The sequence below is a fragment of the Sodalis sp. dw_96 genome (genome assembly GCF_018449575.1).
Classification (GTDB): domain Bacteria; phylum Pseudomonadota; class Gammaproteobacteria; order Enterobacterales; family Enterobacteriaceae; genus Acerihabitans.
Genome location: NZ_JAAVUT010000010.1, coordinates 46,571 through 72,263, shown reverse-complemented (window position 1 = coordinate 72,263; position 25,693 = coordinate 46,571). Strand labels below are relative to the sequence as shown.

Genomic DNA, 25,693 nt, shown 5'->3' with positions numbered 1-25,693 from the left:
AAGCATTGCTATCCTTTACCACTAAATGCTTTTTTCACGGAAATACCACGATTTAAAGCAGTTTGGAAGATACTGCGACTAATAGATGATTGTATTATATCCTATAAAATGATAAATAAAAATCAATGTCCCATACAAAAGCTTACAAAGACTCTCGCTCTCGCATCATGAGTTGGCTGTCTTATTGAGTGATTTTGAATCTAAGGCTGTGTTGTATATGTATGAAACAAGCTCTACCCATTCTCTTCCCATGCGCTATGCAGACTTCCCCTCTCTGGTGGAGGCTTTAGACTATGCCGCCCAGGGAAGCACCGGCATGAATTTTTACGATCGACGCAATCAGCTAGTAGCCGTACTGGAATATAGCATGCTGCAACGCCGTGCGATCATGGGAGCTAAGCGTCTATTATCACTGAACATTAACAAAGGTGACCGTGTTGCGCTTGTCTCTGAAACCAGTGTCGGCTTCGTAGAAGCTTTTTTTGCCTGTCAATATGCTGGCTTAGTCGCGGTGCCGCTTGCCATCCCTATGGGTGTGGGGCAGCAAGCCTCCTATATTGACAAGCTCCAAGGTCTAATAAAGCGCTGTAAGCCTACTGCTATTATCAGTAGCGAGGAATGGTTGCCGCTAATTAGCTCTGCATGCGGTGATGCGCCGCCTACACACATTCTCAGCAACACCGATCTGGATGCATTGCCAGAGGGGGATGTTGAATTGCAACCGCCATCACCAGACGACATTGCCTATCTCCAATATACGTCTGGTAGCACGCGCTTTCCCCGCGGCGTAATAATTACCCAGCGTTCTGTTATGGCTAACCTGCAGGTTATTAGCCATGACGGTATCAAATTACGTGCTGGCGATCGCTGCGTCTCTTGGTTACCCTTTTACCACGACATGGGGCTGGTAGGTTGCCTGCTTACCCCTATGGCGACCCAGTTATCCGTTGACTATTTACGCACACAAGATTTTGCAATGCGTCCGCTGCAATGGTTAAAATTGATCAGTAAAAATCGTGGTACCGTGTCCGTTGCTCCTCCATTTGGCTACGAATTATGCTTACGCCGCAGTAACGATAAGGAGCTTGCCGAGCTGGATCTCTCGAGCTGGCGAGTGGCTGGCGTGGGGGCTGAACCCATTCCCGGAGAGCTGCTGAGTCAGTTCGGCGAGCACTTCATCAAAATCCACTTTGATAGCAAGGCTTTTATGCCCTGTTATGGTTTAGCCGAGAATACGCTTGCGGTAAGCTTTTTCGATAGGGTATCGGGCCCGCAAGTCAACGAAGTCGACCGCGATATTTTGGCATACGAAGGTAAAGCGGTAGCGCCTACGAAAAATACGCGAGCCGTTGCTACTTTTGTCAATTGCGGCAAGGCACTCCCTACCCATCGTATTGAAATCCGTAGCGAAACCGGAATACCACTGCGAGAGCGCGAGGTGGGCCACATTTGCATCTCCGGCCCCAGCTTGATGAGCGGATATTTCCGGGATGTTGCTTCAATGCAACACATTCAGGCTACGGGATGGATGGATACCGGTGATTTAGGTTACCTGTTGGCAGGAAATCTTTATGTAACCGGCCGTAAAAAAGATCTGATTATTATTCGTGGCCGTAACATCTGGCCTCAAGATATTGAATATGTTGCGGAATCTGAGCCAGAAATCCGCTCGGGTGATGCGATAGCCTTCGTCGCCGCCCAAGAGCACGATGAGGGTGACAAGATTATTTTACAGATCCAGTGCAGGATTAGCTCTGAAGAACGTCGGGAGCAAATCATCCACACCTTGACGGCGCGCATTCAAAGCGAGTTCGGCGTTACTGTAAATATTGAATTAATGCCGCCGCATAGCATCCCGCGTACCTCCTCAGGGAAGCCTGCGCGCGCTGAGGCTAAGAAGCGTTACCTTACCGAATAATCAATCTTCAGGTGCGATCAACCGGTTATGCGCAATAACAAGAGCGGCCACGGTGACAGGTGGGTCAGGTTTTATCCGTAAGCACTACATCGCCGAAATCTGTCTGACGCGGTTGTTACCGTACGGAGCATTAACCAGAACCGCACGTAAAGACTCAAACAATAATTAAAGAAACGTTATTTTACTAAATCAATCAGCTCGCAGATAGGGTCAGCAGGTTTTGTGCAATGACAAGAACGGTTGCGGTTACAGGTGTAACAGGTTTTATCGGTAAGCATATCGCCGAAAATCTGCTCTCACACGGTTTTACAGTGCGGGCTTTAACCAGAACCGCACGTAAAGCCTCAACTAACAACAATTTCGCTTGGGTTCATGGTGCACTAGAAGATCAAATCTCTCTCTCGGAGTTGGTAAGCGGCGCTACTCATGTCGTCCATTGTGCAGGTCAGGTTCGCGGGCACACGGAGGAAACCTTTACCCGCTGTAATGTCACAGGCAGCTTACGCCTCATGCGGGCTGCCAAAGAAAGCGGCAGTTGCAAGCGTTTCTTGTTCATGTCTTCTCTTGCCGCCCGTCATCCTGAACTGTCTTGGTACGCGAAGTCAAAATATGTTGCCGAACAGCAATTAATCACCATGGCCTCGAATATTTCCCTGGGGATTTTTCGCCCGACGGCGGTGTATGGGCCGGGCGATAAGGAGTTAAAACCCTTATTTAGCTGGCTCTTGCGCGGAGTACTCCCTCGGCTTGGCGCGCCTGAAGCACAGCTATCGTTCCTTCATGTGAGCGATTTAGCTGAAGCCGTCAGCCAATGGTTAATGGTCGAGCAACCGCCAGCACATCCCTATGAACTCTGCGACGGTATTGCAGGTGGTTATAATTGGAAGCGCTTACAAGAAATAGGCGCTGCAGTGCGTAATGGTCCTGTGCGGTTAATCGGAATACCTTTAGCTTTGCTCAAAGTTATTGCCGATATCAGCATGCTATTGAACTGTTTAGCAAGAAAAGAACCGATGCTAACCCACAGCAAAATCCGCGAATTAACACATCAAGACTGGTCTGCAAGCAATCAAAGCTTGTCTGAATATATTAACTGGTCTCCCCAGATAAGTTTGGAACGCGCCCTACGTGAAGGACTATTTTGATTATCTTGATATTAGGTGGGTCAAAGATTCTATGCTAAATCGTGAAATTATGATGGATTATATCCTTGAGTGCTTACAGGGTATGGTCGAAGGCGATCAAGAGATAAAGCCGGAAAGCGATCTCGTCAATGATCTTGGCCTGGAGTCCATAAAAGTGATGAGCCTGTTGATGATGTTAGAAGACAAATTAGATATTTCAATCCCGATAAATATCTTGTTAAACGTTAGAACACCTGAGCAGTTATTGGATGCCCTACTCCCACACATGGAGGGCACCGATGGGCCTTTATGATAAATTTGCACGCCTTGCCGAGGAACGAGTGCAATTCCAAACATCCGGCCTAAACCCATTTGGCACCTGCATTGACGAGATCTACTCAGCAACTGAAGGACGCATTGGCAATCAGAAGATTATTCTGGCAGGCACAAATAACTACCTGGGCCTCACCTTCAATGCTCAAGCTATAGCGGACGGCCAAGCTGCATTAGCAGCCCAAGGCACCGGGACTACCGGGTCACGCATGGCTAACGGTAGCTATGGCTCGCACCTTACTTTAGAGCAAGAGCTGTCTGTTTTTTTTGACCGGCCCACTGCCATCGTATTCTCTACTGGCTATACAGCTAACCTGGGTATCATCAGCACGCTTGCCGATCCTAGCGCCGTCGCATTGATAGACGCAGACTGCCACTCAAGCATCTATGACGGTTGTGCCCTAGGCGGCGCGCAAATTATTCGTTTTCGTCACAATGATGCCCAAGATCTGGAACGCCGCATGGTACGTCTGGGCGAGCGTGCGCGAGGCGCGATAATTATCGTTGAAGGTATTTATAGCATGCTGGGCGATGTTGCTCCGCTAGTCGAAATTGTCGACATCAAACGACGCCTTGGCGGTTATTTATTGGTAGATGAAGCCCATTCTTTCGGTGTTATGGGCGCTAAAGGTCGAGGCCTTGCTGAAGAGCTGGGCGTTGAGCAAGATGTAGATATTGTACTGGGCACTTTCAGCAAGAGCTTAGCCTCCATCGGCGGCTTTGCAGTGGGCGCTGAAGCAATGGAAGTTCTACGCTACCGCAGCCGCCCTTACATTTTTACCGCGTCACCATCGCCATCATGCATCGCCACTGTGCGCTCCTCGTTAAGAATCATTGCGCAACACCCAGAGCTACGCGAAAAACTTTGGAGCAACGCACATAGACTCTATCAAGGTCTTGCTAAGCTCGGCTACGAGCTAGGGCCACGCATCAGCCCGGTCGTTCCTGTCATGATTGGCTCGAAAGAAGGCGGTCTGAGTCTCTGGCGTGACCTGATAGCAAAGGGTGTTTATGTAAACCTCGTGTTACCACCAGCAGCACCGGTGGACATTACGCTGTTACGCTGCAGCGTCAATGCAGCGCACAGCGAAGAACAAATCGACGCAATTATCCAGGCCTTTGCCGGACTGAAAAATTGATACCGCGCAAAGCAGTATTCATGCTGCTCATGGGTCAATCATGGGCAGCAAAGCACGCAAACGAACTTAATCACCCATATTGAAAATCTACAGGGGGCAATGGAGCCTTGATATGAAACGCCGTCGTGTTGAAGCGGCGCGGGGTTACCGGCTTGCCGCCCGCGCAAGTCTTCTGACTACCTGTAAAAATAATAAATATCATGATGTTACGTAGGCTACTGAGCTTTTTCCTTCTCTTGTTGCCACTGATGGCCTTTGCGCATAACTTTATCGACGGCCAACGTGTCGCGCCGGTAGACATTGCGGACCGAGGAGAGTTAGTTCTAGATAATGATAAGTTTGGCTATAAACACTGGAATAGCTCACAGCTGGAAGGAAAGGTCCGCGTCATGCAGCACATCGCCGGGCGCACCGCCGCAAAAAAGAAAAATTCAATGCTAATCAAAGCCATTGAGGATGCGAATTTTCCGAATGACCGCTTTCAACCCACCACCATCGTCAACACGGACGATGCGATTCCAGGCTCCGGCATGTTCGTGCGCGGTAAAATCGAGAAAAACAAAAAGCGCTATCCTTGGGCGCAATTTATCGTCGACAGCAATGGTCTGGCCCGCAAAGCCTGGCAACTGGATAAAGAGAGTTCAACAATTGTGGTGCTGGATAAAGACGGACGCATTCAGTGGGCAAAAGATGGCGCCCTGACGCCTGAGGAAGTGAATCAGGTGATTACCCTATTGCAAAAATTGCTGAGTAAATAGAAATCCTGACGTCCATTGTTAATAGGTTATGTCAGCGGCTAATCAACCATGTCCATTTTAGCAGGAGCAAATCCACAACGCCTTTCAACCGGCGACAAACTTACAATGGATAACGTGCGAGGAGCAATTCCAAACGCTGGCGTATATTTATATCCAACAGAGCAGGTTCGTCATAGGGCTTGCGCCCCGCCAGCTTATCCGCCACCATCTCATCATGCCGATCTCCCATTAATCCGTTTATATTCGCTAAAAATCTGGAAATCCTATAGGCATCCTGGTTGCTCGGTTCAATAGATCTTAACGTGTCATAATAAGATACTTGCTGGCTAATAACTTTGCGCACGCCATGGAATTCCCTTCCTGTCAGCAGGGGCTTCGCTATAAGTGTCCGTAACGTTCGCATTTGCTCTTGACGATACGCAATAAACCCATTATCCCTATCTAAGCAGGTATGACGTAAAGCATAATGCGCCAGCATCCAAACCGGCATGCTTAGATAAATACGCAGAATCTTGCCGTAAAACATAATGGTATCTTTTTTTCCGTTACGAAAAGCATCTTGAAAGTGCCCAAGTAATACGGTCGTATGGTGAAACAAAAGGCTGGATTGATGCTTTCTACTATAAAGCCGTTGGGCGAAGCGTAAATGCTTATAGCGTGAGCGAATATATTTGTATTGCATTCGTTCTGTCGCAGATAAGTCACCCCCTTTTAATAGCTTATGCACTAAGCGCAGCAGCTCCACCCGGGTAAAACCGTCCTCCCAAAACTGCAGACACAATGCGTAATTGTTCCGAATATTTTCTTGGGAGCATTGCAAATCAATAAATGGTGGTAGGCTGGCATGCTCATCAACGATGTCGTCCACATCCACCGCAGTAAATAATAACTGCACCGTTTCAGGTGAGAATTTTTTCCATTCGTTGCTATTAGTCACTTGGTACTCTCTATAGGTGCACTAAACCCCAGTAAATAGCGGTGACGGTAAACCCATAAAGTCGGTATGAGAGAAAACAGCACGTCTAAACATTGGCCCCCAAAATAAGCAAAAGCAGCGCCTTGCACACCAAAAGCATGGGACAGCAGGACCAAGAGCAGGATATAGAGAGCTGAAGCAAGCGCCTGCGCAATTAAGGAAGCCCGCTGCTTACCCGCCATAAACAGTAAGGACTCTTGAGGAAAGCCCAGCATAGACACGACAATGGCACTCAGCATAATTTCAATCAAATCGTATGCTTGCAGATATTTATAGCCAAAAACAATTGAAATTAACGGCTTCCCGACAGCCACAACGACAAGCGCAACAAGTATACCAATGCCACCGGCTAAAACTGCGGATTTAAGCCCCAGTAGCCATGGCCTTTTAGTGCGTGGGTCTAAGCGCATAATCTCGGGATAAAAGCTCTTTTCCAGCAACTTAGCCGGCGTTCCTGTTGCATCAAAAAAAGTCATCGCAATTTTAAACAATCCTGCAGCCGCCGGCCCCAAGATGATACCCACTAACACTGTACTGCACGAGTTACGAGCGGCCCAAATAGAATGTGCAATGTTTGTTGTCCATACAAAGCTCCAGGCGCCCTTTATTTGACGCGCAGCCTCAAATAAGCTAGGTCGTAACGCGTTATGAATATTCATGCGGCGCAATTCACGTGCAGCAAACCACCAAAACAGCGTTCCGCCAATTAAGTTGGAGGCATACCACGTGATGACAAAACCCGCAAAACCTAAATTACCAAAAAAAGCAATGACGCTTCCGACTGCAATCAATAAGGGCTTGATTGCCTGCTGAATAGCAATCAAATCAAAACGGTCAACCGCCCGTAAAATGCCTGTGGGGGTAGACGATGTCATGGAAGGAATTAACGTGCAATAAAGCAGTGCGAGCCAGAAGCTTTCCGCATCGAGCCCTAAAGATTTAGAAAGCAGTGGCAGCAGCAACATCCCCCCCAATACTGCAACTACTCCGCTTGCAATATCCAAGCCGAAAGAAAATGAAATCACATCACGGAATCGTTGAGGGTTTTGGCTCGCCAATGCAGGCGTACCAAATTGAACCACGAATTGCCACGTCTGAAACTTGATAAAGTCACTGATCGCTTTCGTATACGATTGAATGACTATGAGCACCCCAAACATCTCCGGGGACATGCCCTTACCCGCACAGGAAAGCGCAAGTAAACCAAGCAAGGCACTAGCCACATTACCGGAGCCCAAGTAGGCGGAGTTACGTATGATAGTGCGGAAAGCACCATCGGAAAACCAATACTTCATGGTAAAAAACCAGCCATATTAGCTACTTCAGCCATACTCGGTTATTAATAACTCAGCAGGGATAAGCCCGCCTTGCATACATATCAGCCGGGAAGTAGGATAAACCAAATCCAAGCCAACCTAAAGGTTTTTGATCCTGCGTAGCATTAGTGGACACGGTACTAAGTGAGTAAACTTTCAGCCAAAAGATGGCTCACAGTCAAAATGTCGTGGTGTTGATGGGGTGGACAAACGGAAGCTGCAAGCCAGGCTGCCGGATGACTCCGGATCACGGTCGCGCTGGACTGCTGCGATAGATAAGCCATAAACTGGGCGACGAACACGGGCGGCTACGACAGCACGACGGAGCAGGGTTTGACGCTGAATGTTGCGAAACGCGGTTCAACAACCCGTTGCCGGAGAAAGTCATCCGGTGGTTACTTTATGGGCATCACCTATATGATTAGCGGTACTTAGCTTGATTATCAGTCACATAAGCCAACTGAATGCTTATCCAGCATTTACACAGGGGGTGATCCGCCGTTATTTAACAGATATTCTCTATACTTTCTTGGCAATGTGGGGTGTTCGTATTATATGTACTTGATTGAGCGCTACATCATGGCCGAGACTCGCCGGTTAGTGATGATCATCGTTGGATTTCTCATCTTCATTTTTGCCAGTTACTCAGCCCAACGTTACCTGACCGAAGCGGCCAATGGCACATTGGCCCTGCAGGCCGTATTAGACATTGTCTGGTATAAGGTGCTGATTGCGCTGGAGATGCTGTTACCGGTTGGTCTTTATGTTTCAGTCGCCATTGCTCTTGGCCAGCTTTATAACGACTCTGAAATAACCGCAATTTTTGCTTCTGGCTCGAGTCCTTTACGGCTCTATAAAGCCGTTCTGATCCTTGCCATTCCCCTTGGCATGCTGGTAACGGTACTTTCCATGTATGGCAGGCCTTGGGCCTACGCACAAATTTATCAGTTAAAACAGCAATCACAATCCGAACTGGATGTCAGTCATCTGCTACCGAAAAAATTCAATATCAATGATAGCGGCAGAATGATCTTGGCCGAGCATATCGACGCAACCTCTGACCACCTGTCTGACGCACTGATTTATACGCCCTCAGCCAGCAAAACATCCATCTATAGAGTTCACTCACTAGAGGTTATTGATCCTTCGCCCACCACCCCCTCTGTTATGCTGCACTCGGGTACCGCTTATAAGCTAGATCATAAAGGCACGGAAGACACCGAGCAGAGGTATGATAATCTTAACCTACATCTTAAACCGCTACAGCAGAGCCCTGACGTCAAGAGTAAGTCGGCGTCGGCAGCGGAGTTATCACGTTCTTCTGATCCTGCCGATATCGCAGAACTGCAATGGCGGGAAAGTCGCGGGATAAATGCTATTTTAATGGCGCTACTAGCCACCGCCTTAAGCCGCACCAGACCACGCCAAGGCCGCTTTGCGACGTTGCTCCCCTTAACTATATTATTTACCATCATTTTTTATGGCGGTAACATCTGTCGCACCTTGGTTGCCAACGGTACTCTCCCCGTTATCCCCGGGTTATGGTTGGTCCCCCTACTCATGTCGATTGGAGTATTGATTCTGATAGCTCGCGAATTCTCATTACTGCAGAAATTGTTTCGATGAACATCTTCAGTCGCTATATCATTCGTAACGTCTTTTTGGGATTCGCAGCCGCTGCGGGATTGTTAATCCCGCTTTTTACAACCTTCGACTTTATCAACGAACTCGATGATGTAAGCGCCCACGGATACCGTTGGACACAGGCCCTGATGGTCGTGTTAATGACAATACCCAGATACCTGATCGATTTGGGCCCTTTTATTGCGCTACTCGGCGGTATCGTGGGGCTTGGGCAACTCTCGAAGACGCTAGAATTAACAGCGATGCGCATAAGCGGCTTTTCAATCTTCAAAATTTCTTTGGTCATTTTATATTCAGGTCTAATGTTGACCCTATCATTAGGCGCACTTGATGAGTGGGTTGCTTCTCCCTTGCAGCAACGCGCATTTCAACTTAAGGAGACCGCCGTTGCCCAAGGGGAGAATAACGTTAGCACCGGGAACATCCTGTGGGCCAGACGCAACAGTGAATTTGTTACGGTAAAGACCTTGGATGAACATAATCAACCGATAGGCATTGAGATATTTCACTACAAGCCCGACCTTTCTCTGGAGTCTTATATTTATGCGGAAAGAGCCTCCATTCTTGATAATGGGATGTGGGTTCTACATGGCGTCAATCAAAAAAAATGGGCGAATGGAAAAGAAACTGTAACAACACAGGATGATTTGCAATGGCAATCCCTATTCACCCATATGAGCCTGAAAGAACTCACCATGCCCAGTGAAAGTTTTTCCATCAAGCAGCTCAATCATTACATTAACTACTTACAAAGTACCAATCAGCCCAATATCGAATTCAAGCTCGCTTTATGGCAAAAGCTGGGACGGCCAATTTTAATCCTGGCAATGATTTTACTAGCGATCCCATTCACCTTTAGCGTCCCCCGCGCACCAGGTTTAGGAAGCCGTTTAGCCGTTGGTGTAATTGTTGGGCTACTCACATACATCAGCTACCAAATCATCGTTAACCTGGGATTGCTATTTTCCCTCAACGTCCCATTAACGACACTTACTCCGCCGATATTGCTCCTTATCATGGCCTTAATACTGGCTTATCGATTTAATAAGCGGCACTAATTGAAGTGGCATAGTGAATTTGGCCACCTGGATAGAGGTGATATCATCACCTCAGCACACAAACAGGTGACACCATGATCGGACGTACTAAGAGAACATTCAGCGCTGAATTTAAGCTGGAAGCCGCACAACTGGTTCTTGACCAGCACTATAGTGTCGTTGAAGCGGCAAAGGCAATGATCGTGGGTATATCCACTATGGGTAAATGGGTTCGGCAACTTAATGCCGAACGCAAGGGTTTGTCGCCCAATGCCTCCCCCATAACCCCTGAGCAAATTGAAATACGCGATTTCAAAAAAAAAGATTGCAACGCATTGAAATAGAGAATGAAATATTAAAAAACTATCTATGGGTAATCTCCACCCTGAATGGCTGCATATTCATCGCGTTTTCTCTTTGCCGGCGATATCAGCAGAAATTAATCTTATTGCGCGATTTTCCGGCGCAACTTTGAAAGCTGGATCTTGATCCGTCCACGCTTGAAGTCCGACAGCGTATCGGTCAGTAGCCGCCCGTCCAAATGATCGATTTCATGCTGCAGACAAACGGAAAAAACGCCGGTCGCCTCGATTTCCTGTGGCTTGCCGTCCAAATCGGTAAATGCGACACGGACCCGTTGAGCCCGCTCCGCCGGCAGGGGATGTCCTGGGATCGAGGAGCATAATTCCAGATGGGTGGTTTTTTCCTCGGACTGCTTCACGATCCTCGGGTTAATGAGGGCGAGCCGATGATGTTTCTTGTCATCATCATCCATATTGATGACAACGATGCGCTGCGGCACGCCCAGTTGTATCGCCGCCAGACCGGAATCGTCAATGGCATCAATGGTGGCAAACATCCGCGCCACCAGCAATTTGGTCTTGTCGTCAACACCGGCAATCGCCTGGGAAATAGCTTTTATCCGCGGGTCGTCAAGCCAGAGAACGTTATCAGACGTCATTTTTCTCTCCGTCCAAATAGGTGTTATCCCTATTTCTCTGCCGCGCCCCAGCGAGGCAAGAGTGCATTTTCCACAATGGGCACCTGTCTTTCTAATCCCATTATGGCTGATTTCACCGGTGATTACCGCAGAACACCTTTTTTACGCGCGATGTGCGTCGATATAGCATCCATCAGCGCCGGGGAAAGACAGTCATAGGTCGGCAAGCCCAATTCGGTCAAGCGGGCGCGAACTTCCGCCATACGTTCCGGCGGCGTGCCGCTTTCAATTACCGACGAGACAAAGGCGGCAAAAGTCGGGGCACTCCATCCTTGTTGCGCTGACAATTCAGTATGGACAAAATCCAGTCCAAAGAAAGCATGTTCCGTGTTCTCTATTCGCCCGAACATATGCGCGCCGCACTCCTTGCAGGCATGCCGCTGGATAGTGGCCGACGCATTGACGATTTCAAGCTTATCCTCATTGGCAATAACGCTGACTTTCGCCCGCGGCGCAACGGCCAATTGGGCGAACAAGGCGCCTTGGGGTTTCCAGCATTGGGTACAGCCGCAAACGTGGTTATGCGCGGTCTGCGACTCGATTTTTACCACAACCTTATGACTTTGGCAGAGGCATTCGAGCGTGCCGCCGGTAAAATCATCCGAGCCCTTTTTGAACCCTGAATCTACAGCAGGATGGATGGATATCATGTGCTATGCCCTCTTAAAAATGAATGACCGTGCGAATGGATTTGCCTTCATGCATCAGCGCAAAGGCCTCGTTAATTTTTTCAAGCGGCAAGGTATGGGTAATAAACGGATCGAGATTGATTTCGCCGGCCATGGCCTGCTCCACCATGCCGGGCAACTGGGTGCGTCCTTTTACGCCGCCAAAGGCCGACCCGCGCCACACGCGGCCGGTAACCAGTTGGAACGGGCGGGTCCGGATCTCTTTGCCCGCGCCGGCAACCCCGATAATGATGCTTTCGCCCCAGCCTTTATGGCAGCATTCCAGCGCTGAACGCATCACATCCACATTGCCGATGCATTCGAAGCTGAAATCCACCCCGCCGTCCGTCAGTTCGACTATCACGTCCTGTATCGGCCGGTCATAGTCCTTGGGATTGATGCAATCGGTGGCCCCCATGGAGCGTGCCAGATCAAATTTTCCCGGATTGGTGTCAATAGCGAGGATCCGCCCGGCCTTGGCCTGAACCGCGCCCTGGATAGCGGCCAGGCCGATACCGCCGAGGCCGAAGATAGCCACGGTGTCGCCCGCCTTGACCTTGGCAGTGTTATGCACCGCGCCGATGCCGGTTGTCACGCCGCAACCCAGCAGGCAGACTTTTTCCAGCGGTGCCTTGGGATTGATCACCGCCAGAGAGATTTCCGCCACCACGGTATATTCGCTGAAGGTGCTGGTGCCCATATAGTGGTAGATCGGCAGGCCGTTATAGGAAAACCGGGTGGTGCCGTCCGGCATCAGCCCCTTGCCCTGGGTGGCGCGCACTGCCTGGCACAGATTGGTTTTGCCGGATGTGCAGAATTTACATACGCCGCACTCGGCGGTGTATAGCGGGATAACATGATCGCCGGGCTTCACGCTGGTCACGCCCTCGCCCACCTCGACCACGATACCCCCGCCCTCATGTCCCAGCACCGCCGGGAAGATCCCCTCCGGGTCATCGCCGGACAGGGTGAACGCATCGGTATGACACACGCCGGTATGGGTGATCCTCACCAACACTTCGCCTTTTTGCGGCGGCGCAACATCGATTTCAACAATTTTTAAGGGCTGGCCCGGCCCGAAGGCCACGGCGGCACGAGATTTCATCACTCTTCTCCACTCATTAACGGACAAACTCAGTCGGCATTTTTAGGCATTTTTAGCAAAAGCGATCTTCACTTTAAATAGGATCGAACCAGGCTGGCCACCTCATTCAGGCGATTGGCTTTCTGTATTTCAGTCAGATCGTTTTGGCCCAGTTCATCCCGTATATGAATTTCCATAATCTCGGACATCAGGCCGTGTGAGGCGCCACGGATGGCGGAGATCTGCTGTAATATCGCACTACAGTCAGCGCCTGTTTCCAGTGAACGCTCAAGGGCTTCTACCTGTCCTTTGATTCGTCGCACCCGGACAAGAACGCGTTTTTTATCTTCAATCGAGTGTGGCATAACCGTCTCCTATACTATAGGGGGTATAGTATAATGATTATGGATAAGATCAACTCTTTTGGAGAATATCTGCGCCGGATGCATGTTTGGTTCGGTGGCATGGGCGCGTCGGGCAGCGGCGCCTATCACGGAATGGAAGGTTTCAAACAAGTTAACCACACCCGCTCGGTATTCATTCAGGACCAGGCCGGTCATGTCAATTTGCCGATGCGCGCGCCCCATGGACGTCATGGCGTATTTGAACGCTCACCTCGGCAGCGAAAGCGGCTAATGGTTCATTAGAAGACATAAAGGCCATTAAACATGCTAAGTATGTTTGACAACGGATTATTACTTACCAAGTTTTATTTATTTTCCAGATAGTGCCATGCTCTCAGGAAATCCAAGAGTATCTGTGATGTACTGGCGATCATGACTATGTCACGGGTACAAAATAGTCGCAATGAAATTGTAACCATGATTTCTCTTCGGTACCATTAACACTTTTTTGTGTGTAATGCTCTATATCGTAGCCTATACGCCGCGATAATTTATACATCGGGAGATATTCTAAATAGACGGCCATAATAAACTCGTTTAAGCCAATAATATTTCCTTCATAACTAAATTTCGCATATCGCCCTGGGCCAATAATGATCTGATTATCCGATGAGATTGGGTGAAGGTTTTCGTTTAGCATTGAGGCCAATGTGAAGTTTATTTTCAGCCCATCTTCCTTATCGTCATCAGGTCTAGACTGAGTCAGTAGGCAAAATTCCGTTGTTTCTTTCTTAACCTGGGAAAAAATCCGACGTAAAAGCTTCCCCCGGATGGTATTAAGCGCACTGGAAATATGCGCTATCGGACTAAAATGCTGTTCAGTCTTTCCCAGTAAACAAATTTTCGACCTGAGGACGATATCAACAGCCGGCACTGAAGAGGGTTGTAAATGAAAAGGTAATGAAATACCGGCCAACGGCCAATCACTGCTCTGGCGATAGGTTGCCGGAGTGATGTGGAAGTGTTTTTTGAATGCGCGGCTGAAAGTCTGTTGAGAGTCAAAACTATAAAAATGGGCTACATCTATAATAGGGAGGCGTGTCAAACGTAAAACCAGGGCGGCCCTGCTCAGTTTTCGATTTTTAACATATTCCCCCAACGATACGCGTGTCACCATTTTGAATAATTTTTGTAAATGCCACGGTGAATAACCCGCACGGGTAGCAATATCAGTTATGAATAATTTAGTGTGGAGGTTATCTTCCATCCAAGTAAGCAAATCATAAATGAATCTTTCATGAAAGCTTTTTTCATCTAAAATTGGCATGTTATATTCCGGCAGCTCTAATAAAAATAATGGGCATAAAGATAAAAGAGAATCAGATGCCCACGCCATTCATCTTAGATCCGCAAAATGCCTGCCCGGACAAAGATTATTATTTCGAAGCGCTTTCAATATCAGGATGTTTCAAGAGCACCCGGACCATATTTTTCACCGCGTCGCGCAGTGTTTCAATATCATTTTCTGCCATGTTAAGCTCATGCGATAACGTCGTCGGCACCGCTCTTGCCGCGATTTTGAGGCTTCGCCCGGCCTGCGTAAGATGGACAAGTACCCGGCGTTCATCAGCGGGATCACGGGAACGTTGTACAAAGCCACTCAGTTCCAGGCGTTTCAGCAGCGGAGTCAATGTGCCGCTATCCAGATGCAGCTTGCCGCCGATTTCACCCACGCTGTGCGGTGAGATTTCCCAGAGCACCAGCATTACCAGATATTGCGGGTAGGTTAGCCCCAATTTCGCCAGTACGGGCCGGTAGAGCCGGGTAAGGAGATTAGACGCGGCATACAGCGGAAAACAAATTTGCCGATCCAGTGTTAATGCATCATCATCAAATTCGGATGTCATCATCAATCTCAGCGTGTCGAAACAGAAATAGCAACGTCAATATTGCCGCGTATTGCATTGGAATACGGGCAGACAGCATGGGCAGCCGTGACAATCTCCTCAGCGACGGTCTGATTAACACCGGAGATAATCACGTCTAATGACACCTCAAGGCGAAAACCGCCGTTGCCATTGAGCTCCAGACCCACCTCGGCGGTCACTTCTATATTTTTATCGGTAATTTTATCACTTTTGTTACGGCTGACATGGATAACGGCATTTTCAAAACACGCCGCATATCCTCCGGCAAAAAGCTGTTCCGGATTGGTCGCCTTTCCCGTGCCACCCATTGCCGTTGGAAGTGCAAGATGAAGGTCAAGCAAACCATCATCGCTGCGGATGGTGCCGTTACGACCGCCGATGGCGGTCACCTTTGTGCTATAAAGCGCGCTCATATATTTTCCTTTGTCGGATGATAACTTGTGCGATATAATTTCACAAAATAACATTGCACACAATCTATTTACGACGTTTACTGAGTCGCTCTGACACAGAGTTAGCTGTCCAGGGGACTTAACTACAGGACGAGAACTGTATGACCAACAACAATGGTGCACTAAAGGAGGCCGGACTCAAGGTCACCTCTCCAAGATTAAAAATTCTGGAAATTCTGCAACAGCCTGCATTCCACCATGCTACGGCAGAAGATATTTATAAAGAACTTATCGGCATGGATGAGGAGATCGGGTTAGCAACGGTTTACCGGGTGCTGAACCAGTTCGATGACACAGGCATCGTTACCCGACATCATTTTGAGGCAGACAAGTCAATTTTTGAACTGACGCAGCAGCAGCATCACGACCATCTCATTTGTCTGGATTGTGGGAAAGTCATTGAATTCCGTGATGACATTATTGAAGCGCGTCAGCGCGATATTGCTGACAAAAATCATGTCAAGCTGACTCACCATAGCTTATATCTCTATGGGCATTGTGAAATCAGCGATTGCCCGGACGATGTAACGCGATCGCATGTTTGAGCTTTGCGCGTTAAAGCCGCATAGTCCCGGCTGGCGACACAATAATGCAGGGACTAATGCAACAACGGCGCCAAATCCAGATCAGGATCGGCCAACTTCATCGCACGCTGATACGCCGGTCGCTCACCGATACGCTGCAGAAACGCAAGAAGATGGGGATAGCCCGCGATATCCCGCTTGAGAAAAACGCGCATCGTGGTCAATGGGAATAGCATGATAATGTCCGCCGCGGTAAACTCATCGCCGGCAAAATACTTGACGTCGCTTAATCGTTTATCGATCAAATCAAAAGCGAGATCGCTGCGGGCACACAGCGTTCGTATATGCGGGTTGTCCCCCGCGCCGCCTAATCCGTTCACGGCCAGATCCACCATGCTACTGGCCATTAGAGTCGCGTTGGCAAAATGGAACCAGTAGAGATAGTCGGCGAAATTTGGCTTATCGACGCTGACGGTAAAACGTCCGTTGCCATACTTGCCGATAATGTATTCAATAATCGCCCCGGATTCACCCAGCACCACATCGCCATCCGTAATAACCGGCGCGGTACCAAAAGGATGCAGCGCTTTATATTCTTTCGGCGCAAAATTCGTTTCAGGATCGCGCGAGTATCTGATTAATTTGTATTGAATAGCCAGTTCTTCACATAACCAAACGATCCGGTCCGATTGGGAAATTCCCAGATGGTGTACGATTAGCATCAATGCTCCTTATTAAAAAAAAGTTTGCCGCATGCTCATCACCCCATAACCATAACGACGGAATAACATGCCCTGCTATTGAATAATACGGGGATCAACGGATGCGCATTCCAACGCGGGATGTTTTTTCATTCATCATTATTTCACTATTTCACTGTCCAACCGCCGTCGATGACAAAAGCCGCTCCATGGACGAACGAAGCGTCTTCACTGGCCAGATACAAAGCCAGTTTAGCGATCTCCTCCGGCTTACCGTAGCGACCGGCAGGAACCGACCGAACCGCAGCCATAACCGCGACATCATCAGACGCAAAAATGTCTTTTGTCATCCCTGTTTCCACCGCTCCTGGACAAATAGCATTAGCCCTAACACCTTTTAGTCCATAATCGAACGCAATTTGCCGGGTCAAGCCGACGACTCCATGCTTCGACGCGGTGTAGGCCGCACCTCCGCCACCGGCGACTAAGGCCGCGATCGAAGCCACATTAATGATCACTCCGCCCCCGCCATCTACCATTTGCGGGATAAGTGCCCGCGTAGTGAGAAACATCGACTTCAAATTTACATTGAGCACCTTATCCCACAGGGCTTCATCTGTTTCAGTAACGGGAAGATAGTTATCCAGAATACCGGCGTTATTGACCAAAATATCTACCCGGCCAAAATGAGCTATGGCCTCATCACACATCCGTTTAACCGAGTCAGCAGTGGAAATATCACCATCGATGGGGAAAGCATTTTCGGCACCGATTTCAAAACAGGTGTTATTAACGCTTTCTTTATTGATATCGACCGCGACGATCTTCGCACCGTTCCGGGCAAATTCCAGTGCGACCGCTTTACCCATGCCAGAACCCGCACCGGTAATAAATGCAACTTTCCCCGCTAATTTATCAGACATTGAATACTCCGTTTTTGACCAGGCAATAGCAATAATGGCCGAAACATAACTTTCCTCACAATGACGGGGCAGTTTCGGCGGCGATCGGCTGACAGAACGTTGCCGGCTATTAAGCGTAACCGACAACCCTTTCAGGCAATCTGTTTTCCCGGCTCAGAGCCGCCGGACTGATCAAAAACCGCCTCCACGGCAATCTTGACGACATAGCGGGGCTCCGGCAGTCCTTGATGGGACTGTTTGAGTGCTTTGGCTACATTGCTGAACAGATCACCGGATTCAACGAGTTCGGCAACGCCCTTAAGTTGATAGGCCTTATTTGTAGTGAGATCGGCCACCGTAACAGCAATTTTTGCATTGTCGCGAAGATTCTGCCGGGTCTTACCAGCAAACAAATCAGCGAAAGTGATGTGCTGCTCATCGAGCAGTTTCAACGTGCCTTTGGGCGTTACGTTCGGCTCGCCGCTTGGCGAAGAGGTTGCCACCCAGGCAAGCTTGCCTGGCAAAAATTCTTGTACTTCCTTTGGAATGCTAATCATGAACAAAGGCTCCTCTGTTTACGTGCGAATGAGAGTCGGTATCTTTTGCTGCTCCAGGAGTCGACGACGACAAGCCGCTTGGCGTCAACGGTAACCACTGTTGATCGGGGACCGTTTCTTGGCTGAACAGCTTCTCCTTCTCCGCGGTGTATTCGGTAATATCTAAGCCTTATATACAATCGGGTGTGCTTTTCTAAGCGCTAAATAAAGATTAGACTTCTCGTTCAGAAGTATCTTATCCGATTGGCCATTTTATATGTACGATTGGCCAAAAGCGACGTGGGGGCACGATATGCTCTGGAGTTTGAATGCCGAAATTGCTGAATCTTCGCCACGACATCAGCATGAAATTTTCGAATTCGTTCTGTGCCGGGGCTCTGGCGGGAGGCTCTTCACCGACGATGGCGAGATTGAGTTTCGTTCGTCCAGAACCATTCTCGTTCCGCCGAACATACCTCATCGCTTCTCCTTCGGAGAGGGTGAGATTGGTCGGCTGAAGATCGTTTGCGCCCCTCCCGAGGACTTGCCTCGCTACCTCTCGCCCACTCAAGTTGCCTTGGTGAACGGCCTGGGCGCGGCTGGTGTGACTATGGCTGACCACCCGGACAAGGAATTATGTCTGAGCCAGTTGAGCGACATGATCACCGATGGATTTGGCAATGATGATGTACGAACCGAACAGCTTAAGTGGAGCGCGGCAAACCTGCTGCTGGCATTGCATGCTCAGGCCCGGCACCTGGCACAAGATCATTCCGTGTACCGTCACAGGGGAAAAATTCAGGATATCGTAACGTGGATTGAAAATAACCTGAAGGAGGATCTTACCATCGAACAGGCCGCATCCCTGTTCGGTTTGTCCCGCAGTTTGCTGACCAGGGAGTTCCGGCTCCACACCGGCAGGAGTTTCGTGGATTACTGCAATGTTCGGCGAGTACAGAAAGCAGCGACGCTCCTGGTCACTGAGTTTGGCTCTGTGACGCAGGCGGCTCTTGAGAGTGGATTTTCCAATCTCAGTCATTTCCATCGCCAGTTCAAGATGTACTTCGGTCTTACGCCGGCAGCCTTTCGACGCAAAGTGGCCGAAGATGGCGGTCTTTCTTTTCGCCTTTAAGACCGGAGCACGCCAAACGAGAGCGGCTGCGCAGGCTGCTTTCTCCCCGGGCGATAGACAACCAGCGATGACTCGGCCTCACCCGCGATTTTAACGTATTCTGCAACCGCACCCGCCGGCACGGCCATCCGGACGGGGTCAGCCCCGCGGCCTTTGAACGGACCCCATCGTGAGGACAGGAAATGTCCACGGTTTTGGGAGCAGACCACTCAGTAAAAGATAGGATTTCCCCTCCTTTAGGACGGTGACAATTATTATGGGATAGCAGACCATGCCAATGCCGGGATGGCCTTTCTTAATGTCACGATAGCCACCCCATATAACTTTTGCAGCTCAATGAATACCGCAAAAGAAACGTATGCAATTCCGGCTGACGCTAACTTCAGATTGCCATCAGCGGAACGTCCAAGATGTATTTTTATTTATCCAATTAAGCTGGCCGGTATCTGATTATGCACTATATAGCCTTTTTTAAACCCATCGGGGAATAACTCATTTTTGTTTAGATACAGCAATATCTCAACAGTGAACAAGAAGGAAAAATGATGATGAAATATCGTAATACCGACCATGAGAGACCGCAGAACCTTCGGCAACACATGCCAGAGTTGCCCGCATCATCGGACAACATGTTCAATGCCACGTCAGGGCTGGGCGCATACTGCTGTCATTCATCAGAAAACAGGGTACAAGGCGCTATACCACCAGTGCACATCGAAGCATCGGCATCTGTAATACCGCCTGCGCCAATGGCCTATAATGAATTACCCGTGTTTATAGCACCAGGAGACCAGGAGAAATGCACCGACTGCAAGACCTGTTATCGTGCTCTGCCCATGATATTTGAAAGAACCCAAATCATTATCAATGGAAAATGCCGAGAGGTGGGACATTTGATCCCGGATGTTTTTTCACACGTTGAACTGACGCCGGCATTACTAAAACGCATAAAACGAGTGGCGGCATGCTGTGACGCGGAGATCGTGCATGTTCGCGGTTGACATTCCGGAACTCCAGTTGATTGAAAAAGTGTCATTCGACTTCAATTTGCGTGATCCGCAGGCTGTCCCCGCTTTCTATCCATAACCTAAAGCCGCCACACTCCGGGCAGCCTTCATGATATCCGGCGATGGCTACCCTCTTGTCACAGTCCAGGCACTTTGCTTGCGCCTTCAACCACGTCAGATGCAATTGGCAGCCTTTTGCCAAAGTCTCGTTACAGACGATATCAAAACAAAAACGTAATGCATTCTCTTCAACACAGGAGAGCGTCCCGATTTCCATCCATACAGCAGTAACGCGCCGGGCACCATGTCGGCGCGCGTGCTGCTCCGCCAGCTCCAACGCATTTTGGCATAGGGTAAGTTCATGCATTTCCCGGCCCCTTTATTGAACAGCTTGAGTGATTATTTCTCTTCGTTGCCTGGATAGCCAACCACCTGCATGGATTGCAGTGTCATCAAGGTATCCTGCGCTTCATGTTCATCCATGAGACTCATGGCAAAACCCACATGTACCAGCACCCATCGGCCTAACAAAGCGGCCGGGGAATCTTCACACACCAGCGCTATATTCACCTTGCGCTGCACACCGCTTATCTCAACCCAGGCCGGTTGATGGATATCCGAGCCTACAGAAAGGATTTTACCGGGGATACCTATACACATAGTTCCGCCTCCAGCCATGAGAGCCACTTATCCATGCCTATGCCGCTATCGGCCGACAGCTCGATGATCTGCACGTCAGGATTAATGGCCCGGATTGAGGTTATATATGCAGCAAGATCGACATTGACATAAGGCAACAAATCAATTTTGTTGATAATGACCAGTGAGGCAGCGGAAAACATAAAGGGATATTTTAACGGTTTATCCTCTCCTTCTGTTACCGACAGGATCACTACTTTGTGCTTCTCACCCAAATCAAAACCGGCGGGACACACCAAGTTGCCCACATTCTCGATAAAAACCACGCTGCCATTCGCTGGTTGCTGAAGAACCGCCGCATCCCGCACCATCTGCGCGTCTAAATGACAGCCTTTACCGGTATTCACTTGTATCGCTCTTACACCGGTGGCACGAATTCGCACGGCATCATTCGACGTCTGCTGATCTCCTTCTATCACCATGCATGCGATACGCTCACTCAATCGACGAAGTGTCTCAACCAGCAGAGTGGTTTTACCGGAACCGGGACTGGACAAAAGATTTATGGCCAGGATATGTCGCTCAGCAAAATATGCCCGATTATCATTGGCTAATTTATTATTTTTACTGAGGACATCCTGCTCAATTTGCACCAGCCGCTGCCGGCTTAATCCTGAAGCATTGCTTTTGAACGCGCCCTGCCCATACTGCGGATCTTGCGGGCCGGCCCCCGGGGTGAATGTCCGCATTTCACCATGCGATGACGCGGTTTCACGTACATCTGTCGTCTGAAATCCCGCGTAGTGATGATGGACATCACCGTAGTTGTGGTAATGATGATGGACGATGACTGCCCCTTGAGGTGAGCCGGATGAGTGGGAATGGGTGTGATATCCCGGCTCATCATGCCGGTGGTCATTGTGCCCATGATGATGAGAGCCTCGTTGTAGATCATCATCTTCCGTCGGTAACCGCTGGCTATTCTCAATATGAACTTCGCCTTCACCGCAGCCACATGTACTACACATAAAAACCTCCTATGGATTCGTTATACAACTCAATGTCTTAGCAGTAGGCTAACGCCATGATCGTTGTTGTTGGGGGAATGACTATAGTCCGGCATTGTTCACCTCCCGCGCCGTGACGGTTATTCCGCTTTGCTCCAGGGCGCTTATCACCTGCCCCAACGCCGGTTCCATCGCTCGCTCCACACCATCGGTCAGGCCGATGCGCATGGTGAGCGATTGCGGTTCCACCCCCACCAGGGTCAAGCGACGGGGAAACTCGTCCAGCAGGCGCAGCGCCATCAGCGCGTCGGCCAGCCCCAGCTGATGCGGCGACAGCTTTTGCGTCAGGAACGCGGGCACGTCGTCGTCGCGCAGCACCACCACTTCACCGGGCGTTTGGCCGGCCAGCACCGCGTCGGCCACGATCAGGTGATCGCGTCCGGACATGGCTTCCAGCAGTTCCATGCCCGAGGTGCCGCCGTCCAGGATGTCGATGGCGGGCGTAAACGTAAAACGACGCTCCAGCGCCTCCACAATGCGCACCCCCACCGCTTCATCGCTTAGCAGCAGGTTACCGATCCCCAGCACCAGAATGCGCATCACAGCACCTTGACCCGGTTCACTTCCCGGCCGGTGGCGTCCACCAGATGCACGGCGCAGGACATGCAGGGGTCGAAGGAGTGAATGGTCCGCACCACTTCCAGCGGCCGCGCCGCATCGGCCACCGGCGTGCCCACCAGCGATTGTTCGTAAGGCCCGGGCACATCCTGCCCGTTGCGCGGCCCGGCGTTCCAGGTGGAGGGCACCACCGCCTGGTAGTTGGCAATCTTGCCGTCCTTGATCACCACCCAATGCGACAGCATGCCGCGCGGCATTTCGCCGAAGCCCACGCCGCGCAGTTCCTTGTCCAGCGGGATCACCGGCTTGATGAAGGTCTCATGATCGCCGCGGCCGATATTGTCCACCAGCCGTTGCCACATCACGCTCAACGAATCCTTCAGCACGCAGCAGTGCACGGTGCGGCCGATGACCCGCCCCAGAGTGGAATGCAAATCGGCCTCGCGCAAAACCTTGCCGGTGAGTTGGCGGTAGCTGTCGCCAAGCTGCGAAAAGTGCGTTTTCGCCCCCGCGTGGCCCGCCGCCAGTCCGCACAGCAGCCAGGCCAGGGGACCGACCTCCACCGTCTGGCCGTAAAATATCGGGGATTTCACCCAGGAATATTTACCGTCCGCCTGCCAACCGGTGTAGTTGGGCCGGGTGCGGCCCTCCCAGGGGGCAAGCGGCTCATCGTCCTGGTACCAGGCGTGTTTGGCGCTTTCCTGGATACCGTCCATCAGGAACGGATCGGTATGGCTGGAGATGGGGCGGAAACGGGCGGCGTCGCCGTCCTCCAGATAACCGCCCGCCAGCCAAAAGGTCTCGCCCTTGCCGTCCAGCGGCAGCTCCGGCACGCTCAGGTAATGCCGCGCGCCGCGCCCCAGCGTCAGCCATTGCGGATAGTGCGCGGCGATCACCACGCAGTCGACTTGATACACCTGCTCGATAAAATCCCCCAGCCGGTCGATAAAGGTCTTCACGTACATCAGCCGCTCCAGGTTGAGCACGCTGGGCATCTCCGGGTTGATGGCATTGGCCACGCCGCCGACCGCCAGATTCTGGATATGCGGCGTCTTGCCGCCGAGCATGGCGACGATGCGGTTGGCGTCGCGCTGGCACTCCAGCGCCTGCAGGTAATGGGCCACCGCAATCAGGTTGACCTCCGGCGTCAGCGCCATCGCCGGGTGCCCCCAGTAGCCGTTGGCAAAGATCCCCAGCTGGCCGCTGGTCACCAGGTCTTTGATTTTCTGCTGTACCTTGGCGAATTCCGCCGCGCTGTTCAGCGGCCAGGTGGACAGGCCTTTGAGCAGCGTTTCGGCCTTGGCCGGATCCGCCTTGAGCGCAGAGGTGATATCTACCCAGTCCAGCGCCGACAACTGGTAAAAATGCACGATATGGTCATGGATGCTGTGGGCCGCCAGGATCAGGTTGCGGATATACTGCGCGTTCACCGGCACGCTCATGCCCAGGGCGTGTTCCACCGCCCGCACCGAGGCAATGGCGTGCACCGTGGTGCATACGCCGCAGATGCGCTGGACGATCATCCAGGCGTCGCGCGGATCGCGGCCTTGGAGGATCTCTTCCATACCGCGCCACATGGTGCCCGACGACCAGGCCTTGATCACTTTCCCCTGTTCAATTTCGCAATCAATGCGCAGGTGGCCCTCGATGCGGGTCACCGGATCAATGGTGATGCGTTGGCTCATGCTCTACCTCAATCGGACGATCGTGATGACGGGGCGCCGGCCCGGACAGCACCGGCAACAGGCGAATCAACAAGATATAAGCGCAGACTTCAATGGCGACAAACCCCACCGAAATCAGGATTTCACCCACTGCGGGGAAATAGCGATAACCGCCGCCGGGATTGAAGGCGATCAGGGAATAATCCAGCCGCCACAGCGCCGCCCCCGACAGCATGCATAGCCCGCCGATAAACAACGCGCGGGCGTCCCGGCGGCAGCGTTGCCAGCACAACATCAGCAACGGCGCCAGCATCAGGCCGATTTCCGCCCAAAACAGCGCGGCATACCGATCGTCCTTCCACAGATAGCCGGTTTTGCCGCGCCAGATAAGCTCGGCAAAGCGCAGCAGGATAAACAGCGTCAGGAAAACCGCGATGATCCGCGTCAGGCGCGCGAACAGCGGCGTCTCGTCCGCCCCCCTGCCCGCCAGCCCGGCCCGCACCAGCGACCCTTCAAACACCACCATGGAAAATCCCATGATAAAGGCGGTCAGCAGCGAAAACAGCGGCAGCATTTCATAGCTTTGCCACAGCGGATGCACCTTGATGCCCGCGGCAATCATCAGCGATCCCATGGAGGATTGATGCATGGTGGGCAGCAGGACGCCCAGCGACAGGATGAGAAACATGGCTTTATCCAGCCATTTGCGCGGCGTATGCCATCCCCACTTTTCACACAACACCGGGGCGAACTCCAGCGCCATGATGCCGATATAGATGGTCATGCACACCGCGGTTTCAAACAGCACCGACGAGGTGTTGAAATGGCCGGGAAGGTAAAAATACGGCAGGTTCCAATAGCGCCCGACGTCGATGGTAATCGACAGCCCGCCCAGCGAATAACCGAACAGACTGGCCAGCAGCGCCGGACGCATCAGCGGATGGAACTCGCCGCGGTTGAACACGTATACCACCCAGGCCAGCGCCCAGCCGCCGCAGGCCAGGCCGGTGCCCACCAGCAGGTCGAAGGCAATCCACAGACCCCAGGGATAACCGCCGTTCAGGTTGGCCACCGCACCGATGCCCAGCAACAGCCGCTTGAGGATCAGCCCGGCGCACAGGATCACCAGCGGTGCCAGGTACGTAATGGGCCGGGCGAACAGGCGCCCGCCCAGCGGCTCGGTCTTATGCATCGTCATTATCGTGCTCCCGTGATGGCGTTACGCGCGTCGCTTTTGCGCTA

At 51.0% G+C, this 25,693-nt stretch carries 29 protein-coding genes and 1 pseudogene; 12 read left to right on the top strand and 18 right to left on the bottom strand.

Annotation, left to right across the window (positions count from 1 at the left end; all coding sequences use genetic code 11):
• Positions 1-217: 217 nt before the first annotated feature.
• The 5 genes from HB631_RS15975 to HB631_RS15955 all read left to right on the top strand — a co-directional run bounded on the left by HB631_RS15975 (position 218) and on the right by HB631_RS15955 (position 5,272).
• Positions 218-1,918, top strand: coding sequence for a fatty acyl-AMP ligase (locus tag HB631_RS15975; protein WP_213992270.1), 1,701 nt, complete (start codon positions 218-220; stop codon positions 1,916-1,918).
• Positions 1,919-2,145: 227 nt separating this feature from the next.
• Positions 2,146-3,063, top strand: a complete 918-nt coding sequence (locus HB631_RS15970; protein WP_213992166.1) for an NAD(P)-dependent oxidoreductase — start codon at positions 2,146-2,148, stop codon at positions 3,061-3,063.
• 31 nt (positions 3,064-3,094) lie between these two features.
• Complete coding sequence (locus tag HB631_RS15965; protein WP_213992165.1) at positions 3,095-3,355, top strand: phosphopantetheine-binding protein; 261 nt, start codon at positions 3,095-3,097, stop codon at positions 3,353-3,355.
• Positions 3,342-4,514, top strand: coding sequence for an aminotransferase class I/II-fold pyridoxal phosphate-dependent enzyme (locus HB631_RS15960; protein WP_213992164.1), 1,173 nt, complete (start codon positions 3,342-3,344; stop codon positions 4,512-4,514). Before HB631_RS15965 ends, HB631_RS15960 begins: the two co-directional genes overlap by 14 nt.
• A gap of 200 nt (positions 4,515-4,714) precedes the next feature.
• Entirely contained in the window at positions 4,715-5,272 is a 558-nt protein-coding gene (locus HB631_RS15955) for a YtfJ family protein (protein WP_213992163.1), read from the top strand.
• Between the two features lie 100 nt (positions 5,273-5,372).
• Here HB631_RS15955 and HB631_RS15950 read toward each other — a convergent pair whose 3' ends face one another.
• Positions 5,373-6,209: a hypothetical protein gene (locus HB631_RS15950; protein ID WP_213992162.1), complete on the bottom strand. Its 837-nt coding sequence runs from the start codon at positions 6,207-6,209 to the stop codon at positions 5,373-5,375.
• Positions 6,206-7,543 (bottom strand): lipopolysaccharide biosynthesis protein, encoded by a 1,338-nt coding sequence (locus tag HB631_RS15945; RefSeq protein ID WP_213992161.1) that lies wholly within the window; start codon positions 7,541-7,543, stop codon positions 6,206-6,208. The genes HB631_RS15950 and HB631_RS15945 overlap by 4 nt, the downstream gene beginning before the upstream one ends.
• A gap of 576 nt (positions 7,544-8,119) precedes the next feature.
• Between HB631_RS15945 and lptF the strand changes: the two genes are divergently transcribed.
• The 3 genes and pseudogenes from lptF to HB631_RS15930 all read left to right on the top strand — a co-directional run.
• Positions 8,120-9,190 carry an LPS export ABC transporter permease LptF gene (lptF, locus tag HB631_RS15940; protein WP_213992160.1) on the top strand — a complete coding sequence of 357 codons (1,071 nt, stop codon included), beginning with the start codon at positions 8,120-8,122 and terminating at the stop codon, positions 9,188-9,190.
• A complete protein-coding gene (gene lptG / locus HB631_RS15935; RefSeq protein ID WP_213992159.1) occupies positions 9,187-10,266 on the top strand; it encodes an LPS export ABC transporter permease LptG in 1,080 nt (359 codons plus the stop codon). Before lptF ends, lptG begins: the two co-directional genes overlap by 4 nt.
• 74 nt (positions 10,267-10,340) lie before the next feature.
• Positions 10,341-10,606, top strand: a pseudogene (locus HB631_RS15930) (transposase); the annotation flags it as partial.
• Positions 10,607-10,690: 84 nt separating this feature from the next.
• Here the strand turns inward: HB631_RS15930 and def are convergent.
• From def to HB631_RS15910, 4 genes are all read right to left on the bottom strand, one after another.
• Positions 10,691-11,206, bottom strand: coding sequence for a peptide deformylase (gene def / locus HB631_RS15925; protein WP_213992158.1), 516 nt, complete (start codon positions 11,204-11,206; stop codon positions 10,691-10,693).
• Between the two features lie 122 nt (positions 11,207-11,328).
• Positions 11,329-11,895 (bottom strand): S-(hydroxymethyl)glutathione synthase, encoded by a 567-nt coding sequence (gfa, locus tag HB631_RS15920; RefSeq protein WP_213992157.1) that lies wholly within the window; start codon positions 11,893-11,895, stop codon positions 11,329-11,331.
• Positions 11,896-11,908: 13 nt separating this feature from the next.
• Positions 11,909-13,018: an S-(hydroxymethyl)glutathione dehydrogenase/class III alcohol dehydrogenase gene (locus HB631_RS15915; RefSeq protein ID WP_213992156.1), complete on the bottom strand. Its 1,110-nt coding sequence runs from the start codon at positions 13,016-13,018 to the stop codon at positions 11,909-11,911.
• Between the two features lie 68 nt (positions 13,019-13,086).
• Positions 13,087-13,362, bottom strand: coding sequence for a metal/formaldehyde-sensitive transcriptional repressor (locus HB631_RS15910; protein WP_213992155.1), 276 nt, complete (start codon positions 13,360-13,362; stop codon positions 13,087-13,089).
• A 33-nt stretch (positions 13,363-13,395) separates the two neighbouring features.
• Here HB631_RS15910 and HB631_RS15905 point away from each other — a divergent pair, with 33 nt between their 5' ends.
• Positions 13,396-13,644: a hypothetical protein gene (locus HB631_RS15905; protein ID WP_213992154.1), complete on the top strand. Its 249-nt coding sequence runs from the start codon at positions 13,396-13,398 to the stop codon at positions 13,642-13,644.
• Positions 13,645-13,777: 133 nt separating this feature from the next.
• Here the strand turns inward: HB631_RS15905 and HB631_RS15900 are convergent, their stop codons facing one another.
• Genes HB631_RS15900 through HB631_RS15890 form a run of 3 tightly spaced genes read right to left on the bottom strand, consistent with a single transcriptional unit; the run spans position 13,778 to position 15,682 of the window.
• Positions 13,778-14,737 carry a helix-turn-helix domain-containing protein gene (locus HB631_RS15900; RefSeq protein ID WP_213992153.1) on the bottom strand — a complete coding sequence of 320 codons (960 nt, stop codon included), beginning with the start codon at positions 14,735-14,737 and terminating at the stop codon, positions 13,778-13,780.
• A gap of 40 nt (positions 14,738-14,777) precedes the next feature.
• Positions 14,778-15,251 carry a MarR family transcriptional regulator gene (locus HB631_RS15895; RefSeq protein WP_213992152.1) on the bottom strand — a complete coding sequence of 158 codons (474 nt, stop codon included), beginning with the start codon at positions 15,249-15,251 and terminating at the stop codon, positions 14,778-14,780.
• A 5-nt stretch (positions 15,252-15,256) separates the two neighbouring features.
• Positions 15,257-15,682, bottom strand: a complete 426-nt coding sequence (locus tag HB631_RS15890) for an organic hydroperoxide resistance protein (protein ID WP_213992151.1) — start codon at positions 15,680-15,682, stop codon at positions 15,257-15,259.
• A 140-nt stretch (positions 15,683-15,822) separates the two neighbouring features.
• Between HB631_RS15890 and fur the strand changes: the two genes are divergently transcribed.
• Positions 15,823-16,266, top strand: a complete 444-nt coding sequence (gene fur, locus HB631_RS15885) for a ferric iron uptake transcriptional regulator (RefSeq protein ID WP_213992150.1) — start codon at positions 15,823-15,825, stop codon at positions 16,264-16,266.
• Between the two features lie 53 nt (positions 16,267-16,319).
• Here the strand turns inward: fur and HB631_RS15880 are convergent, their stop codons facing one another.
• The 3 genes from HB631_RS15880 to HB631_RS15870 all read right to left on the bottom strand — a co-directional run bounded on the left by HB631_RS15880 (position 16,320) and on the right by HB631_RS15870 (position 18,405).
• A complete protein-coding gene (locus HB631_RS15880) occupies positions 16,320-16,967 on the bottom strand; it encodes a glutathione S-transferase family protein (RefSeq protein WP_213992149.1) in 648 nt (215 codons plus the stop codon).
• A 146-nt stretch (positions 16,968-17,113) separates the two neighbouring features.
• Entirely contained in the window at positions 17,114-17,869 is a 756-nt protein-coding gene (locus HB631_RS15875; RefSeq protein ID WP_213992148.1) for a glucose 1-dehydrogenase, read from the bottom strand.
• A gap of 131 nt (positions 17,870-18,000) precedes the next feature.
• Complete coding sequence (locus HB631_RS15870; RefSeq protein ID WP_213992147.1) at positions 18,001-18,405, bottom strand: pyridoxamine 5'-phosphate oxidase family protein; 405 nt, start codon at positions 18,403-18,405, stop codon at positions 18,001-18,003.
• 292 nt (positions 18,406-18,697) lie between these two features.
• Between HB631_RS15870 and HB631_RS15865 the strand changes: the two genes are divergently transcribed.
• Together HB631_RS15865 and HB631_RS15860 are read left to right on the top strand one after the other, a co-directional pair.
• Positions 18,698-19,516 carry an AraC family transcriptional regulator gene (locus HB631_RS15865; protein ID WP_213992146.1) on the top strand — a complete coding sequence of 273 codons (819 nt, stop codon included), beginning with the start codon at positions 18,698-18,700 and terminating at the stop codon, positions 19,514-19,516.
• A 542-nt stretch (positions 19,517-20,058) separates the two neighbouring features.
• Positions 20,059-20,517: a hypothetical protein gene (locus HB631_RS15860; protein WP_213992145.1), complete on the top strand. Its 459-nt coding sequence runs from the start codon at positions 20,059-20,061 to the stop codon at positions 20,515-20,517.
• Between the two features lie 31 nt (positions 20,518-20,548).
• On the opposite strand, the gene hypA is transcribed toward HB631_RS15860, so the two are convergent.
• The 6 genes from hypA to hybB form a co-directional block, all read right to left on the bottom strand.
• Positions 20,549-20,890, bottom strand: coding sequence for a hydrogenase maturation nickel metallochaperone HypA (gene hypA, locus HB631_RS15855; protein ID WP_213992144.1), 342 nt, complete (start codon positions 20,888-20,890; stop codon positions 20,549-20,551).
• A gap of 32 nt (positions 20,891-20,922) precedes the next feature.
• A complete protein-coding gene (gene hybG / locus HB631_RS15850) occupies positions 20,923-21,183 on the bottom strand; it encodes a hydrogenase maturation factor HybG (RefSeq protein WP_213992143.1) in 261 nt (86 codons plus the stop codon).
• Positions 21,174-22,190, bottom strand: coding sequence for a hydrogenase nickel incorporation protein HypB (gene hypB / locus HB631_RS15845; protein WP_213992142.1), 1,017 nt, complete (start codon positions 22,188-22,190; stop codon positions 21,174-21,176). Before hypB ends, hybG begins: the two co-directional genes overlap by 10 nt.
• An 81-nt stretch (positions 22,191-22,271) precedes the next feature.
• Entirely contained in the window at positions 22,272-22,769 is a 498-nt protein-coding gene (locus HB631_RS15840; RefSeq protein WP_213992141.1) for a HyaD/HybD family hydrogenase maturation endopeptidase, read from the bottom strand.
• Positions 22,769-24,472: a hydrogenase 2 large subunit gene (gene hybC / locus HB631_RS15835; RefSeq protein ID WP_213992140.1), complete on the bottom strand. Its 1,704-nt coding sequence runs from the start codon at positions 24,470-24,472 to the stop codon at positions 22,769-22,771. Before hybC ends, HB631_RS15840 begins: the two co-directional genes overlap by 1 nt.
• Positions 24,450-25,649: a Ni/Fe-hydrogenase cytochrome b subunit gene (gene hybB / locus HB631_RS15830; protein WP_213992139.1), complete on the bottom strand. Its 1,200-nt coding sequence runs from the start codon at positions 25,647-25,649 to the stop codon at positions 24,450-24,452. The genes hybC and hybB overlap by 23 nt, the downstream gene beginning before the upstream one ends.
• Positions 25,650-25,693: the final 44 nt, after the last annotated feature.